This is a genomic window from Novosphingobium sp., from assembly GCF_027486195.1.
In the GTDB taxonomy this organism is placed as follows: domain Bacteria; phylum Pseudomonadota; class Alphaproteobacteria; order Sphingomonadales; family Sphingomonadaceae; genus Novosphingobium.
Genome location: NZ_JAIXPP010000045.1, coordinates 1 through 14,838, shown reverse-complemented (window position 1 = coordinate 14,838; position 14,838 = coordinate 1). Strand labels below are relative to the sequence as shown.

General features: G+C 66.0%; 14 protein-coding genes. 7 read left to right on the top strand and 7 right to left on the bottom strand.

All coding sequences use genetic code 11. From position 1 onward, the window contains the following. Positions 1–47: 47 nt before the first annotated feature. Positions 48–2,507, bottom strand: coding sequence for a TonB-dependent receptor (locus tag Q0071_RS09010; RefSeq protein WP_298167720.1), 2,460 nt, complete (start codon positions 2,505–2,507; stop codon positions 48–50). Between the two features lie 196 nt (positions 2,508–2,703). Next, positions 2,704–4,236, bottom strand: a complete 1,533-nt coding sequence (locus Q0071_RS09005) for an adenosine deaminase (protein WP_298167716.1) — start codon at positions 4,234–4,236, stop codon at positions 2,704–2,706. A gap of 138 nt (positions 4,237–4,374) precedes the next feature. On the opposite strand from Q0071_RS09005, the gene Q0071_RS09000 reads away from it, so the two are divergent. Beyond that, positions 4,375–5,310: a LysR family transcriptional regulator gene (locus Q0071_RS09000; RefSeq protein ID WP_298167713.1), complete on the top strand. Its 936-nt coding sequence runs from the start codon at positions 4,375–4,377 to the stop codon at positions 5,308–5,310. 85 nt (positions 5,311–5,395) lie between these two features. Next, positions 5,396–5,926 carry a phosphoribosyltransferase family protein gene (locus tag Q0071_RS08995; protein WP_298167710.1) on the top strand — a complete coding sequence of 177 codons (531 nt, stop codon included), beginning with the start codon at positions 5,396–5,398 and terminating at the stop codon, positions 5,924–5,926. Positions 5,927–6,041: 115 nt separating this feature from the next. Here the strand turns inward: Q0071_RS08995 and Q0071_RS08990 are convergent, their stop codons facing one another. Genes Q0071_RS08990 through Q0071_RS08970 form a run of 5 tightly spaced genes read right to left on the bottom strand, consistent with a single transcriptional unit; the run spans position 6,042 to position 12,363 of the window. Continuing rightward, on the bottom strand, positions 6,042–6,713 hold the full coding sequence (locus tag Q0071_RS08990) for a cytochrome b/b6 domain-containing protein (RefSeq protein WP_298167707.1): 672 nt from the start codon (positions 6,711–6,713) through the stop codon (positions 6,042–6,044). Between the two features lie 19 nt (positions 6,714–6,732). Further along, positions 6,733–7,194, bottom strand: coding sequence for a cytochrome c (locus Q0071_RS08985; protein WP_298167703.1), 462 nt, complete (start codon positions 7,192–7,194; stop codon positions 6,733–6,735). Positions 7,195–7,233: 39 nt separating this feature from the next. Next, a complete protein-coding gene (locus Q0071_RS08980) occupies positions 7,234–8,556 on the bottom strand; it encodes an ankyrin repeat domain-containing protein (RefSeq protein WP_298167699.1) in 1,323 nt (440 codons plus the stop codon). Further along, positions 8,549–9,886, bottom strand: coding sequence for a DUF1552 domain-containing protein (locus Q0071_RS08975; protein WP_298167695.1), 1,338 nt, complete (start codon positions 9,884–9,886; stop codon positions 8,549–8,551). Before Q0071_RS08975 ends, Q0071_RS08980 begins: the two co-directional genes overlap by 8 nt. Beyond that, complete coding sequence (locus tag Q0071_RS08970; RefSeq protein WP_298167692.1) at positions 9,883–12,363, bottom strand: DUF1592 domain-containing protein; 2,481 nt, start codon at positions 12,361–12,363, stop codon at positions 9,883–9,885. The genes Q0071_RS08975 and Q0071_RS08970 overlap by 4 nt, the downstream gene beginning before the upstream one ends. A gap of 244 nt (positions 12,364–12,607) precedes the next feature. On the opposite strand from Q0071_RS08970, the gene Q0071_RS08965 reads away from it, so the two are divergent. The 5 genes from Q0071_RS08965 to Q0071_RS08945 all read left to right on the top strand — a co-directional run. Further along, positions 12,608–12,877: a 3TM-type holin gene (locus Q0071_RS08965; RefSeq protein ID WP_366886291.1), complete on the top strand. Its 270-nt coding sequence runs from the start codon at positions 12,608–12,610 to the stop codon at positions 12,875–12,877. 56 nt (positions 12,878–12,933) lie between these two features. Further along, the gene (locus Q0071_RS08960; protein WP_298167689.1) at positions 12,934–13,278 is read left to right on the top strand and encodes a hypothetical protein; all 345 of its coding nucleotides are present in this window, start codon (positions 12,934–12,936) and stop codon (positions 13,276–13,278) included. 94 nt (positions 13,279–13,372) lie between these two features. Then, on the top strand, positions 13,373–13,807 hold the full coding sequence (aroQ, locus tag Q0071_RS08955; RefSeq protein ID WP_298167686.1) for a type II 3-dehydroquinate dehydratase: 435 nt from the start codon (positions 13,373–13,375) through the stop codon (positions 13,805–13,807). Positions 13,808–13,950: 143 nt separating this feature from the next. Then, positions 13,951–14,400, top strand: coding sequence for an acetyl-CoA carboxylase biotin carboxyl carrier protein (gene accB, locus Q0071_RS08950; RefSeq protein ID WP_298167683.1), 450 nt, complete (start codon positions 13,951–13,953; stop codon positions 14,398–14,400). A 13-nt stretch (positions 14,401–14,413) separates the two neighbouring features. Continuing rightward, positions 14,414–14,838 (top strand): biotin carboxylase N-terminal domain-containing protein (locus tag Q0071_RS08945; RefSeq protein ID WP_298167680.1); only part of this gene is annotated, 425 nt, incomplete at its 3' end.

Genomic DNA, 14,838 nt, shown 5'->3' with positions numbered 1-14,838 from the left:
AGAAAAGTTGCGAGGGACGGCACTGCCGCCCCTCGCCCATGGCCTCGTCAGAACTTGTAGACGACCGAAGCCTGCCAGTTGCGCGGACGCTCGGGCAGGGCAATCGTTGCGCCGAACAGTTCGGTGAAGTTGGCGCGGAAGTAGGAGGCGTTGGTCGCGTTCTTCACAACCGCGCGGAACAGCCACGGACCGGTGGTGAACGAAGCGCTCACGTCAACCAGCGTGTAGGCCGGCAGCCGGACCGTCTGCGACTGACCCGAGAACACCGACGGCACGTGCGAAATGCTGCCCGCGAAGGCCAGACCATTGTCGAACGAGTAGGTCGCGGTTGCCGAGTACAGATCCTCCGGAATACCCGCGCGGCGCGAGGCATTGCGGTTGGGGATCGGCACGAGACCGATCGGCTGGCCGCCAAGGTACAGCGCCGGGTTCAGGCCCTTCAGATCCTCGATGCCGAAGAAGCTGAACAGCACGCCGTCGCCGATCGCGGTCAGGTTCTCGACCTTGGTCTTGGTGTAGTTGGCCGAAAGCAGGAAGTGCTTGTCGACCGACCAGCGCAGTTCGGCTTCGATACCCTTGGTCTGCACCGCCTGGTTGGTCACGATCGCCTGCGAATTGCGATCCGTGCGGGTCTGCTTGTAGACCGAGACCGCCGCATAGAGCCGGCTGTTCAGGAAGCTGCCCTTGATGCCGCCTTCATAGAGCTTCGAGGCGCTGATGAACGCGCCCGAAAGCGCGTCAGCCGTCGTGATTTCCGCGCCCTGCCCGGCGATGATCGTCGATTGGCGCGAAATGGTGACATAGGGGATCAGCCCGAGGGGCAACTTGTAATTGGCGCTGGCCGACCACGACCAGCCACCCTTCGAATTCTTCGCCGAGCCTGCACTGGCAGGATTCTCGAGCTTCGAAGCCAGATCGGCCGTCGTCACCTTGACGTGATCGTAGCGGGCACCGAGCGTGACATCGAGGCCGAAGTTGAAATCGAGGTTGGCCAGACCGGCAAAGCCGAGGTCGGTGTAGTGACCGACGTTGTAGCTGGTATAGTTGCAGTCGCATTCGGTCGAAAGCAGACGATCCGAAAGCGCGTTATACCCCACGGTCAGGTCGACGCGGTTGAAGTACTCATAGTTGAAGTCGTCGCCATGGCGGAAGTTCGTGTAACGGATCGACGGCGAGACTTCGAGCGAGAACTTGCCGATATCGGTCTTGAACACCTTCGAGACGACGATACGGTCTTCGATCACGTAAGACTTGTGGAACTGCGAGAAGCCGTACTGGTTCTCGTTCTCGTTCCTGTAGCCATCGTAGAACAGCTGGTTCTTGATCTCGAGGTCGTTGCCGGCATCGAAGGCGAGATCAAGATAGGCCGTATTGGCCACGTTGTTCAGCTTGTCATCTTTCGCGGTCAGCGTGTTGCGCCGGTCCAGCTTGGCCGTGCCCACGCCGGTCAGGCCGGAATCGGGGTACAGCGTGGCAAGGCACGCATTGTTCAGGCCGCCAAACGGGTTGGCAAACGGCGGGCTGGAGCAGAACGCGCTGCCGAACGGATTGAGCCCGAAACCGCCGTTGGCGACCTTGGCTTCGGCATGGGAAATCTGGCCGTCACCGTTGGTGTCCAGCGGCTTGGCCGCGCCGGTGATGTAATTGCCGTTGTCGACGAGGTCCTGCGTCAGGCGGTTCCAGCCGCCGTTCTGCTGGCCCTTGAAGTTATGGTGCATGCCGCCGAACTCGAGCCGCAGGTTGGGCGCAAGGTCGGTATCGAAAGCGGCCTGCAGGATCGTCTGCCGGGTCGACATGTTGCGGTAGTAGCTGCCCGAATCCTCAACCTGGCCATAGAGGCTGTAGCCGAATTCCTGGCCGCCGATCTTGCCCGGACCGCGCACCTGCGCGCTCAGCACGTTGCGCGCCCAGCTGCCGCCCGTGTACGAAAGCTGCCCTTCGGGATTGTCGAGGAACTTGCCGCCCGCCGCGCGCGAGGTCAGCGGCACGAAGTTCATGTAGCCGCCGGTCTTCGACGGGCCATAGATCGGCGAGGCGGGGCCGCGCACGATGTCGATGCGGTCCGAAGCGCCGATCGGGGTCGGGTAGTTGCCCGGGTTGTCGAGGCGGCGGATCCCGCGGAAATAGACTTCGCCGGGGGTGCCGCGAATGTCGAGAGCGCCGCCGACGCCGAAGAACGAGTTGGTGAACACGCCCGGCGATTGCGACACGAGATCATAGATCTCGGTGATGCCGAAACGCTCGATCTGCTCCTTGGAGACGGTCGAGGCCGAACGCGGGGTTTCAACCAGGTTCTTGTCGAAGCCGAAGATCGAGCCGACGTCCTTCACCGGCAGCGCGTTCAGCGAGCCTACGACGACGATTTCTTCCTTGGCGGGCGGCTCATCGGCGGGGGCTTCCTGCGCGAAGGCGGGCGCGGTCAGCGCGGTGCAACCAAGAAGCGCAACAAGACCTTTCACAAGGCTGCGCGGCGCAAAAACTTGCGCGGAACTATTCGGGTAGAGCATTGAGAAACCCCCTGGGACGCAAAAGGCGCACCGCCCTCACTCGCCGTGAAGGCCGCAATGCGCGTGGTTGAAACCGCGCCTCTCCCGCAAACCCTCGGGTATCTTCCCCGCCGCCATGCCGCTTTTCGCGGCATCCCCGTGGCTGGGTGCACCCGTTTTTTATAATGCCACTGACTTGGCAAATCGTATTACGCTCTTAAGGCACCTTTCCGGCCCGCGCCAGACGTGCGCCCTCGTATGCTGCAAATTGGTGTTCAAGATCTGCCTGCAACCGGGCCTTCTCGTTGCCCGCCAGATACTTGCTGCAAGAAGGTGTGGCAAAATCAGCACAGGCCGCCACCGGCACCAGCGCGACCGGATCGCTCCACAGCGGCCCGCCGGGCACGAAGGAATAAGCAAGGCCCGCCCGCGCGATCTGCTTGAGCTCAGGATAGGTCAGCCCCTGCTCGCGCACGGCACGGACATATTCATTCGTCATGTCGGAGCGCAGCACACCCTCATCATCGGTCGAAAGTACCACCGGCACGCCGTGCGCACGGTAGAGCCGCATGGGGTGGTCCGCGCCCTTGACGCCAAGGATCACAGCGTTGCTGGTGAGGTTGATCTCGACCGCAATCCCCTCACGCGCCATGCGGGCCATGGTATCCTCGGCCTCGTCCTCGAAGGCGATGCCGGTGCCATGCCCGATCCGCTTCGCGCCAACCGCCACGGCCTGCGCAATATGGTCCTTGAGGTCCGCTGGCGGCACCTGCCCAAGCGTTACCTCGCCGGCGTGCAGCGTAAGCTTCACGCGCGGATACTTCGCGACGAGGAAGCGGATCATCGCCATGTGCAGGCCGTAATCGCGGCGCGCCAGCCAGGCATCCTCGGGCATCACGATATTGACGCCAACGAAGCGCGGATCCGCATCCGCCATCATGAAACCGAGGATCAGCGAGCGGTAGACCTGCCGCGGCGGCAGCGCGCGCAGCGCCTGGAACAGGTAATGCACCGCCACCTTGCAGGCGGGCTCGGCCGCCGCCGTGCCGCAGGCCATGGCCTTGGCCGAAGCCGCTTCGTCCGCATCGAGTTCGGCCCGCGCCCGGGGCACCAGCGGCGCAAAATCCTTTGCCTCGCTTGCGTAGGCGGCAGCAAGGTCCGCTGCGGCGATGGGCGCATCGCCCGCTGCGCGCACCACCGAAACGAGGGTATTCGTGTTGTGATCCAGCTCGAGATAGGAAACATGGTCCCCCGCCGCGATGCGCCGCGTCGCGGTGAGCATCTTCGCGGTCTCGCCGCCCATTTTCCCGAAGCGGTCGAACGAGCGGAAGAACTGGGTATGGCCGGAAACGTCGTTCTGCCCCACGCCGCGCTGGAAACCGCGCGTCGACATCGCGTCGATCAGCCGGTCCATGCCGAATTCGTTGGTCGCCGCGAACCGATCGATCGCGCGCTCCGCCGGGCACGGTGGCGGCTCAACGCTCAGCCCCGCCTCGTCGACACACAAGCCCTTGGCCGCGGCCCAGGTCAGGAAATCCTCGGCATAGATCGCGCCGGCAAGGTGATTGTGCAGATCACCGCCCTTGGGCATGCCGCGCAGCAGCACGCGCAGCGCCGGCGGGCTCTCACGCGCCTCCTCGATCAGCTTGGCAACCGCGGCCTCGCGCGCGGCATCGTTCAAAACGGGCTCGGCGATCACCGGGGCGGCGGAAGCGACGAGCAGCGCCGCGCCCAGCGCGCACCGTGCCATCGTCCAACTGCCCCCTGCCCTGCGACCCAATTTTCGATCCCGTTTGTTGCGTTGCAGCGTGATTATGACCTTGACCTGTTTCACGCAAATGCAATGAATCGCGCAAGGTGTTGCGAAAATTAGGTAGGGTAAAAATCGGTGCCGGCTTTCTCCCGCTTCCTGCGCTATTTCCTCGCCGTCGGCCGCCTCGGCTCGATCCGCAAGGCGGCAGACGAGCTCAACGTGTCCGCCTCGGCGATCGACCGCCAGATCCTCAACGTCGAGGCAGAAATCGGCATGCCGCTGTTCGAGCGCCTGCCCACCGGTCTGCGCCTCACGGCGGCGGGCGAGATCCTCATGGCGGCGGGCGGGCGCTGGCAGAAGAGCCTCGCCGAAGTGCGCGCCCAGATCGAGGACTTGCGCGGGCTCAAACGCGGCCATGTCGAGATCGCGGTGATCGATGCGCTGGCCAAGGGCGTGATTCCGGCTGCGATCCAGTCGCTCCAGACCCGCTACCCCGGCATCACCATCGAAGTGAAAGTCGCCGCGAACGATACCGTGCGCCGGATGATCGCCAGCGGCGAAGTCGATTTCGGCGTGTTCTTCGGCCCCGAATCCTACCGCGACATCACCGTTCGCGCTTTCGTCGACGTGCATCTCGGCTTCATTACCCCCGCCGGCCACCCCTTCGGCGAACAGGCCGAGGCGCGCTTTTCATCCTGCGTCGGCTCGCCCGTCGTCGTGCCCTCCAGCCCGCTTGCGGTCCACCAGCAGATCGCCGTGCTCGAGGGCACCACGCGCATCACGCTCGACCGGAAGGCGACAAGCAACAACATCCAGATGATCACCAGCCTCGTGCTGCAGGGCATCGGCATCGGCATCCTCACCTCGCTCGATGTGGTGACGGAGGTGCGCGAGGGACTCCTCTCGTTCACCCGCATTTCCGATCCCGTGCTGCGCCCGATGACCCTCGCGCTGTGCACTGCCGCCGCCCGCCCGCCGAGCTATGCCGCCGATATCGTGCTGGGCGAGATCCAGACCGCGTTTGCCGAACTCGCCTGGCCCCCGGCAGGCACCGCGCGCAATTCCGGTTGAAAAGGTGCCCTTGCCGCAATTGCCCCGCGCGGCGGGAATCGGTAACCGCTCTCCTTTGCTGCCCGACAAACGGACCCCAACGGACATGACCGAAGCTGCCGCTCCCGTGCTGAACTACATCCCCTACGAGGATTTCCTGCGCAGCGTTCGCAGCCTGTCGCGGCTGCTGGCAGCCGATAGCTGGAAGCCCGACTTCATCATCGGCATCGGCAGAGGCGGCCTCGTCCCTGCGGTCTACATCAGCCACGAGTTGCAAGTGCCGATGCTCTCGATCGATCATTCCTCGAAAGTCCCGGGCTTTGCCGACGAACTGCTCGGCAAGGTGGCTGACAAGTCCACCACCGGCACGCGCCTGCTCTTCGTGGACGATATCAACGACAGCGGCGGCACGATTGCCTACATCCGGGGCCTGCTTTCGGAAAACGGCTGCAACCCCGATAACTTGCGCTTCGCCGTGCTCAAGGACAATTGCCGCTCCAAGGCCCGCGTTGATTACACCGCCGAAGTGATCGACCGCGCCGACGACAAGCGCTGGTTTGTCTTCCCGTGGGAAGCGGTGATGACCGCCGAAACGCTGGCCGAAGAAGCGCAGGCCGTGCCGGAGCGGCTTTCGTAGTCCTGCGCTAAAAAACGAAAATTCTCGTCACCCCCGCGAAGGCGGGGGTCCAGAGCCACCAGAACGGCGCCCGCCCTGGATTCCCGCCTTCGCGGGAATGACGAAGGTAGTGTGTTCAGCCCAGCTTGAACCCGTTCATCACCAGCCAGGTCAGCGCGCCGACCGCCGCTATCCCGGCCAGCGCAGCAACCGGCGACCACTTCACATCCTCGACCGCTTCGCCTTTGGCCCGGTCCCGCCGCCCGGTGATCATCGGCCCGATCAGGTTGTGCGCATTGAGCACCTGATAGTAGCCGATAGCGAGGATGTGCAGGCCAATCACCGCCAGCGCCGCCTTGAACACGGCTTCGTGCCATTCGGAGGCCGTGCGGCCCGCATCAAAGCTCACCCAGTCCGCCAGCGGCCCGGATTCGATCCCGTCGATATCGACCGCGAAAAGCCCCGCCACTGTGATCGTCAGGATCACCGCCAGCAGCACGGCCACGCTCCAGCCGCCCAAGGGATTGTGCCCGTCCGAAGGCGTCTCGCCGTCGTGCGTCCTCAGATAGGCGGCAATCGCGCCCGGCCCTTTCAGGAACTGCGCAAAGCGCGCCGTGCGCGATCCGGCAAAGCCCCAGAACACGCGGAACACCACCAGCGCGAAGATGGCGTATCCCGCCTGCCGGTGGCGCTCCATGTCGTGGTTCTCACCGCTCCACCAGGCAATGCCGAACAGCGCGATCAGGCTCCAGTGGAAGACCCGCACGAACGGGTCCCACACCTTCACGGTTTCGTCTTCAGTGCTCATCCCCAATGGCCTCTTCGCCTCAGTCCTCGGCGCGGAACTGCTTGTGGCAGGCTGCGCACGTGCCGCCAACGGCCTTGAACTGCGCCAGCACCGCCGCAGTGTCGCCCGATCCGGCAATCCCGACCAGCTTGTCTGCCTCGGCCACCAACTTGGCAGAGGCGGCATCGAAGGCGCCCTTTTGCGTCCAGATCGCCGGCAGCGCATCGGTCTTCACGCCCGAGGACGGCCCGGTCCCCGGCGTGAACAGCACCCATTGCGTCCGCGCCGTGGCCGCCAGCGTGCGCGCGGCGGCAAGCAGCTTGGCCTTGTCAGCCCCGCCGCCCAGCTCATCCTTCAGCGCCTTCATCGCGCCGCCCATCTTCTTGAAATTGGCCTGCCGCGCCGCAATCGTCTCGGCAGGCGAGGCAGCGATGGAGGCGGCCCCGCCAGCCACCAGGGCGGTGAGTGCGGCGGCGATCAGGAACGGTCTTGCTCGGGTCATCGGCAGTGGTCCTTCTGCAGAGAAAATCAGTGGGGCAACTCAGTGCGACTGGGCCAAGACAGCCGCCTTGTCCGGATAGACTTCATGAAACGCGGCCTGCACCGTGGCAAGCCCATCGGTGAGCACTTGCAGCGCGGTCTTGCCCTTGGCGTTGGGAAGGTCCGCCCGCGCGCCTTTCGCCGCCAACACGCGCAGCATCGCCGGAAGCGTGGGGAAGAACGGTCCGCCTGCCAGCATATGGAGCGCGGTTGTCTTGTCCTTGTCCATCACGTTGGCATCCCCCGCCAGCTCGATCGCCAGCGTCAGCGCGGTCGGATCGCGCCCCTGCGCCGCTGCCAGCACGAGGTTGACCCCGGCGCCATCGACGAAATGCTCGTTCGCGCCCGCCCGCACCAACTGCCACATCACATCCGCCTGTCCCGACTTGGCCGCGGCCATCAGCGCGGTCGTCGGCTGCACCGGCGGGGGCGGCATGCCGAAATTGGCCTCGGTCACCCAAGTGATCTTGGACGGGCCGGACAGCGCATCAGGCTCGGCCCCGCGCTCGAGCAGCGCCGCCACCAGCGAGCCTTGCCCTGCTGCCGCCGCCACATGGAGCGGCCGCCGCCCCTCGCGGTCAAGCTCGGACACATCGCCGCCGCCCAGCCGCACCAGTTCCTCCGCCGCCGCCCAGTTCTTCTGGTAGAGCGCCATCTGCAGCGCGCTGGTGTTCTCCGGCCCGCGATGCATCACATCCGCCCCAGCCGCGATCAGCGCGGACGCCAGATTGGCCTTCCCGCTCGCCAAGGCAAAGAACAGAGGGGTGAAGCCGTTCGGCGTTTCCCGGTTCACTTGCGCGCCCGCCGCAAGCAGCGCCGAAACCGCATCGAGCCGCCCTGCGGAAGCGGCCCACATCAGCGGCGTCTGCCCGCGCAGATCGGCGCTTTCAGCCGCCGCGCCGCGCGCCAGCAGCGCCCGCACACCTTCCGCATCGGAAAACCGCGCGCACATCGCCAGCGGCGTCACTGCGTCCGCATTGGACTGAGCGACCGGCGCGCCCGCCGCCACCAGCGCCGCCACGATTGCGCCATTACCGCGCTCACAGGCGAGCAGCAGCGGTGTCATGCCCAGCGCATCGGCGCGGTCGGTCTTTGCCCCGGCCTTGAGCAGCGCATCGGCCAGCGCCGGATCCTGCGTCTCAACCGCGCGCGCCAGCGGCGTCTCGCCATATTCAAGCGCGGCATTGGCATCCGCCCCATGCGCCAGCGCCGCCGCCAGCGCCGCGGGATCATCATCCGCAATCGCGCGGGCGATATCGTCCGCTCCATGCGCGATGGCGGGCAGCGGCGTCATCGCCAGCAGGAACGCCGCCAGCCTACGCACGCACCAGCCCCGCCAGCGTCCCGGTGCTGTCGCCGAACTTCGCGGCCGGTACATCGAGCAACTGGAGTCCGGTCAGCAGCAGGTTCGACATCGACGTCCCCTTGCCCACGCCGAGATGCTGCCCGCCCTGCACCAACCCGCCCGCCACGATCACCGGCAAGTCCATGAAGTCATGATCGTTGGAATCGCCGAAGGCCGAACCCCGGATCACCAGCGTGGTTTCGAGCAGCGATCCTGCCCCGTCGCGCGTCTCCTTGAGCCGCTTCAGCGCATAGGCGAAGAATTCCATGTGATAGCGATTGATCACCGCGAGCTTGGCCATCTTGTCGGGGTTCTTGCCGTGATGGCTCAGCATATGGTGCGAATCCGGCACGCCGATTTCGGGATAAGTCCGGTTCGAGATCTCGCGCCCCAGCATGAAGGTGGCGGCCCGCGTGAGGTCCGCCTGCAGGGCGAGCACCTGCAGATCGATCATCAGCCGCACATGCTCGGCAAAGTCTGCCGGGATGCCTGCCGGCTCGGCAAAGCTTCCCGCCTCTGCCTGCGGCCCCGTCGCCGCACGCTGGATGCGCTTCTCGATGCTGCGCGTCGCGTCGAGATACTCGTCGAGCTTGCGCTTGTCCTCCGCGCCCAGCGCCTGCGAGAGCCGCGCCGCATCCTCGCGCACATAGTCGAGGATCGAGGCCTGCCGCCGCGCCTGCGCCAGCCGGCTCGCGGGATCGAGCGCCTCGCCATCACCGAACAAACGTTCGAACACGTCGCGCGGATTGGCCATGACCGGCAGCGGCACCGTCGGCGTCAGCCACGAAATGCCATTGGTATAGGCACAGGAATAGTTGATGTCGCAGCTGCCCAGCAGGCTCGCCTGATCGATCCCGAGTTCAAGGCTGGGGATCGTCGTCGTCTCGCCGAGATGCGCGGCGAAGACTTGATCCATCGAAACGCCGCAGCGAATGTCCGGCCCCTCGGTCTGCCGCGCATGGGCGCCGGTCAGGAACGCCGGGCACGAACGGCCATGTCCCGCCGGTCGGTCCCCGAATGCCGCCGCCTGCGGATGGCCCAACCCGCTCACCACCACCACGTCGCTGCGGAAGGGCTCCAGCGGCGCGAGCGTTGGCGGCAAGGCATAGTCCGCACCCGTCGCCACCGGGCGATAGGCGTCCATCGTCATGCCGTTGGGCGTGTAGAACACCGATAACCGCTTGGGCCGAGCCGCCGCCTCCGCCGCGCGCGCCGCCGGGATCATCGCTTCAAGGAACGGCAGCGCCAGCGTAGTGCCTAGCCCGCGCAGCACGGTACGGCGGCTGAGGCTCGCGCGTTTGATGATCATCGATGCGGTCTCCATCCGCTCGCGGCGAGCGCCACGTTGGTCGGCGGCGTCGGAACCCGCCGCAAGGTAAAGCCGGGGCTCATCACGATGCCCTTGATGATCGTCTGCACCCGCCAGTCATCCTTGGCCGCTTCGCGCGCGATGGCCCGCACCGCAGGCATGTCCTGCGGTCCCAGACCCCGCCCCAGGGCATAGGTCATGAGCCGCTCGGTGAACGCCCGCGCAAATTCCTCGCGCCGATCCAGCAGAATCTGCTGCAAGCCGCTGAAACCCTTGAACGCCGTCCCGTCTGCCAGCACCGCGCCCGCATCGATCAACTGCCCCGCATCCTGCGCGCGCCATGCACCCACTGCGTCGAAGTTCTCCAATGCAAAGCCCAGCGGGTCCATCCGCTGGTGGCACGATGCGCAGGCCGGATTAGCGCGGTGCAGCTCCAGCTGCTCGCGCGCGGTCAGCTTCTTGCCGTCGTGCTCGGCCTTCAGCGCTGGCACATCCGCCGGCGGCGGCGGCGGCGGTGAGGCGAGCATGTTGTCGAGGATCCACTTGCCGCGCTTCACCACCGAGGTGCGGTTGCCATAGCTCGTCACGGTCAGGATGCTCGCCTGCCCCAGCAGCCCGCCGCGCGGCATGTCCGCCCCCAACGCGACCTTGCGGAACGCCGGTCCGCGCACGCCCTCGATCCCGTAATGCCGCGCCAGCCGCTCGTTGAGGAACGTGTAGTCCGCGCGGATGAAGTCCGTCACCGGCCGGTTCGCGGAAAGCACATGGCCGAAGAACATCCGCGTCTCGGTCGCCATCGCGGCGCGCAGCGGCACGTCGAACTGCGGGAATTCAGTGATATCGGGCCGCTGCTGATCCAGATTGCGCAAATAGAGCCACTGCCCGGCGAAATTCTCGGTCAGCGCCTCGCCGCGCTTGTCCGCCAGCATCCGCGCGATCTCGGCGCTGAGCACGGAGGGCTGGTGCAGTTTGCCCTGCCCCGCCAGCGCGAGCAGCCGCTCGTCCGGAATCGAGCTCCACAGGAACAGCGAAAGCCGCGTCGCCAGATCGTAGTCGGAAACCGGAATAACGCTGCCAACCTTGCCGGCCGGAGGCGGCGTCTCCACTGCAAAAAGGAAGCGCGGCGAGACCAGCAGCGCCTCGATGCCCGCTTCCACGCCGCTTTCAAATCCGCCCGCCGCACGCTCGCCCTCGTAGATCTTCAGAAGCGGTGCCAGCTCTGCCGCGCTCACCGGCCCGCGCCACGCGCGCTTCGCCAAACCGCCAAGGATACGCCGTGCGCAAGGTGCTTCTTCCGCCGCCCGCTTTGGCTGGCAGACAAACACCGCCTTGCGGCTCGGGAGATCGGCATTGCCCGCCGCATCGAACGGCCCCGCCACATCCAGTTGCAGCACGTCGCGCGGGAAATTGGCTTGCGAATAGCGCGGGTGCACCCGGAACGAAGGCACCGTCATCGTACCCGCGCGCTGGCCGTCCACCCATACATCGAGCGGCAGATCGACCGGCTTGTCCACCGGCAGCGGCACATAGTCGGTCGAGTTGCGCAGCACCTGCACCGCCTCGTTCGGCCAGGTCTGCCGCCGGAACGAAACCGCGATCCGGTGCGCGCCCGCCTTCATCGGCACGCGCAGCGCAAAGCGGTCTTCCGGCAGCCGGTCGCTTTCGTTGTTGGTGTTCGAATTGAGCCAGACGGCAATGTCATAGGCCCCGTCCCAGCGCGCCGTGTAGCGCACTGCCGTCCCCCCGCGCGATCCCAGCGGCAGGTCCGCCCCGGCGCGCTCGTTGAAGGCGGGGATACCCGAATTCATCACCGAGCCATCCTTGGCGACCTGCCATGTCGTGACAAAATCGCGCTTGGGCACCAGCCCCGTCGCCAGCCGCGCCGCCTTGCCCGCGACTGCGACATAGCGCTCCATCAAGGTGGGCGAGACGCTGAGCACATCGGCAATATTGTCGAAGCCGAAGCCGGAATTGTCCGGCGGCAGCGCGGCGGCAAAGTCGCCCTCCACGCCCAGCAGATCGCGCACCGCATTGGCATATTCACGCCGGTTGAGCCGCCGCACCGGGGCCGCGCCCGGATCGGGATGCGCCGCGACGTATTGCGCGCGGCCTTCATCCAGCCACGAAACGAAGTCCGCCCGCATCGCAGGATCGGGCTGCTTCTTGCTGTGCGGCGGCATCTCGCCCGCCGCCACGCGCCGCAGGATCTTCTCCCAAGCCTCGGCATTGCGGCCCGCCGCGATGTCGCTCGCCTTGAGGTCGGCGACCGAAAGACCTGCGACATGATCGAAATCGTTGTGGCAGCGCGAGCAGTAGTCCTCGAGCATCGGCTCGATCAGCGCAGCGCGCCGCTCGTCCAGCGATGGCGCAGGCGCGGCAGTCTCGTCCGCCGCGGCATAGAGGCACGAGCCCGAGACCAGCGCGCTCAGCGCCAGCAGGCCCCGCCCGAAAGAAATCCGCCGCAAAGCCTCGACCAAATGCCTGCCCCTGAACCTGCGCGATGCCATCTGTTTACATCAGCATGACAGCAAGGCCACTGCCCTATCTACCGCAGTGCAGCACGTCCATTGCCATAAACCGGACGGGGGGTAGCGATAATTCGGGTGGGGTGCGGGGTGGGTGGGGGTGGAGCCTGCCCGCAGCTCCAAACCATTTTCCTACACACCCTTTTGCCGCTATCTGGCCCGGCGTCCCCATCCCCCCTGAAAGGACGCAGCCACCATGACCACCCGGCCCCTCCCCGCCGCTTCCCGCCGCTTTGTGGCGCTTGCCCGCCCGACTTTCCTCTACGTGATGTACGCCATGATTCTCTGGGCCATCCCGCTCGGCCTGCTCGGCGCCGTGCGCCCCGCCTCCGCCCGCGCGATGACCGACGCGATGACCGCCTATTTCGCCGGTCTGCCCGAGCCGCTCTACGCGCTCTTCGGCGCGGCCTATCTCGGCTACACGGCGGCCCGCCAGTGGGGCAAGGCACGCGGCACGGATCAGTAAAAAGCACCTGCTTGGTTAGTTTCGGGTAATCTTTGCCTGCTATGACGCTTGGCAGCATGGACGCACACCGCTTCTTTTCCGCCAATCGGCCACTCGCGCGCCGCCTCGCCCTCGCTGGCGCGGCGGCCGCGCTTTCGCTGCTGCTGACCGGCTGCGACGTCGACCGCGTGAGTGCGCTCGAGGAGCGCATGACGGCGGTCGAGGCCAAGGCCGATGCGGCGGAAAAGAAGGCCAAGGCTGCCGAATCGCTGGCCGCAACCAACCAGCCGCAAGCCATCTCGCAGCCCGACCCTGTCGTGCAAAGCGATGACAATCCGGACGGTGACGACCCCGCCGCGTCCATCGACGATGGCGGCGAACCGGGCGCACCGCCGCCGATGGCGGATAATGGGAAGGGCTGAGCGGGCCAGGCGCTGATACGCGCAAGGCTTGCGCGGCTGGTTTCACGCTCTATCAGAGCCGTTTGCCTTGCCATTGCCTTCGCCGGAGCCCGCCATGCCAGAGACCGTTTTCGTCCTCAACGGCCCTAATCTCAACTTGCTCGGCACGCGCGAGCCGGAGATCTACGGCTCGGCCACGCTGGATGATATCGCAGGGATGCTCGAAGATCGCGCCCGCGAACTCGGTCTCGAAATCGATCTGCGCCAGTCGAACCATGAAGGCCATCTCGTTGATTGGCTTCATGAAGCGCAGGCGGTCGGTGCCAAGGCCGTGCTGCTCAATGCCGGTGCCTTCACCCACACCAGCGTGGCGCTGCACGATGCGATTCTGGCCATCCGCACCCCGGTGATCGAAGTCCACCTTTCGAACCCGCACACGCGTGAGGCCTTCCGCCACAAGTCCTTTGTCGGCATGGCGGCCAAGGCCACCATCGCGGGCTTCGGGCCGCTGAGCTACCTCCTTGCCCTCGAAGGCGCGCGCCGGCTCTGATTGACCCATGCGGGCGTTTTCCACGCCGCGCTTACGGGTTTTCCTTGCCTAGGTGCAACGCGGCGGGCATGGAACCCGCTTTGGATTGGTATACCCGCGAGGACAACAAAATGGGGCATGACCGCGGCGACGAGGGCGCCAAAATGGCAATCGACAGCGCGCTGGTGCGCGAACTGGCTGAACTGCTTTCCGATACCGGCCTGACGGAGATCGAAGTCGAGGACGGCACGCGCAAGATCCGCGTTGCCCGCACGATCACCGCCGCTCCGGTGATGAACTATGCGCCCGCACCCGCCGCTGCACCGGCCCCCGCGGCGGCTCCGGCTGCAGTTGCCGAAGCCCCTGCTGCGGAAACGCACGCCAACGCCCTGCGCTCGCCGATGGTCGGCACCGTCTATCTCTTCCCCGAACCCGGCGCCGCGCCGTTCATTACGGTCGGGCAGACGGTCAAGGCAGGCGACACGCTGCTGATCGTTGAGGCGATGAAGGTGATGAATCCGATCACCGCGCCCACTGGCGGCAAGATCACCGCGATCCTGGTCGAAAACGCGCAGCCGGTCGAATTCGACCAGCCGCTCGTCGTCATCGCCTGAGGCCGCGCGCCCCATGGCCATTTCCCGCCTGCTGATCGCCAACCGCGGCGAAATTGCGCTGCGCATCCACCGCGCCGCGCATGAAATGGGGATCGAAACGGTCGCGGTGCACTCCACCGCCGATGCTGATGCCATGCACGTGCGCCTCGCGGACCACGCCGTCTGCATCGGGCCGCCGGCTGCGAAAGACAGCTATCTCAACATGGCCGCGATCATCTCCGCGGCCGAGATCACCCATGCCGATGCGATCCACCCCGGCTACGGCTTCCTCTCGGAGAACGCCCAGTTCGCCGATATCGTTGAAGCCCACGGCATCACCTGGATCGGCCCCAAGCCCGAACATATCCGCACGATGGGCGACAAGATCGAGGCCAAGCGCACCGCCGGCAAGCTCGGTCTGCCGCTGGTTCCGGGCTCGGACGGCGCGGTTTCCGATAT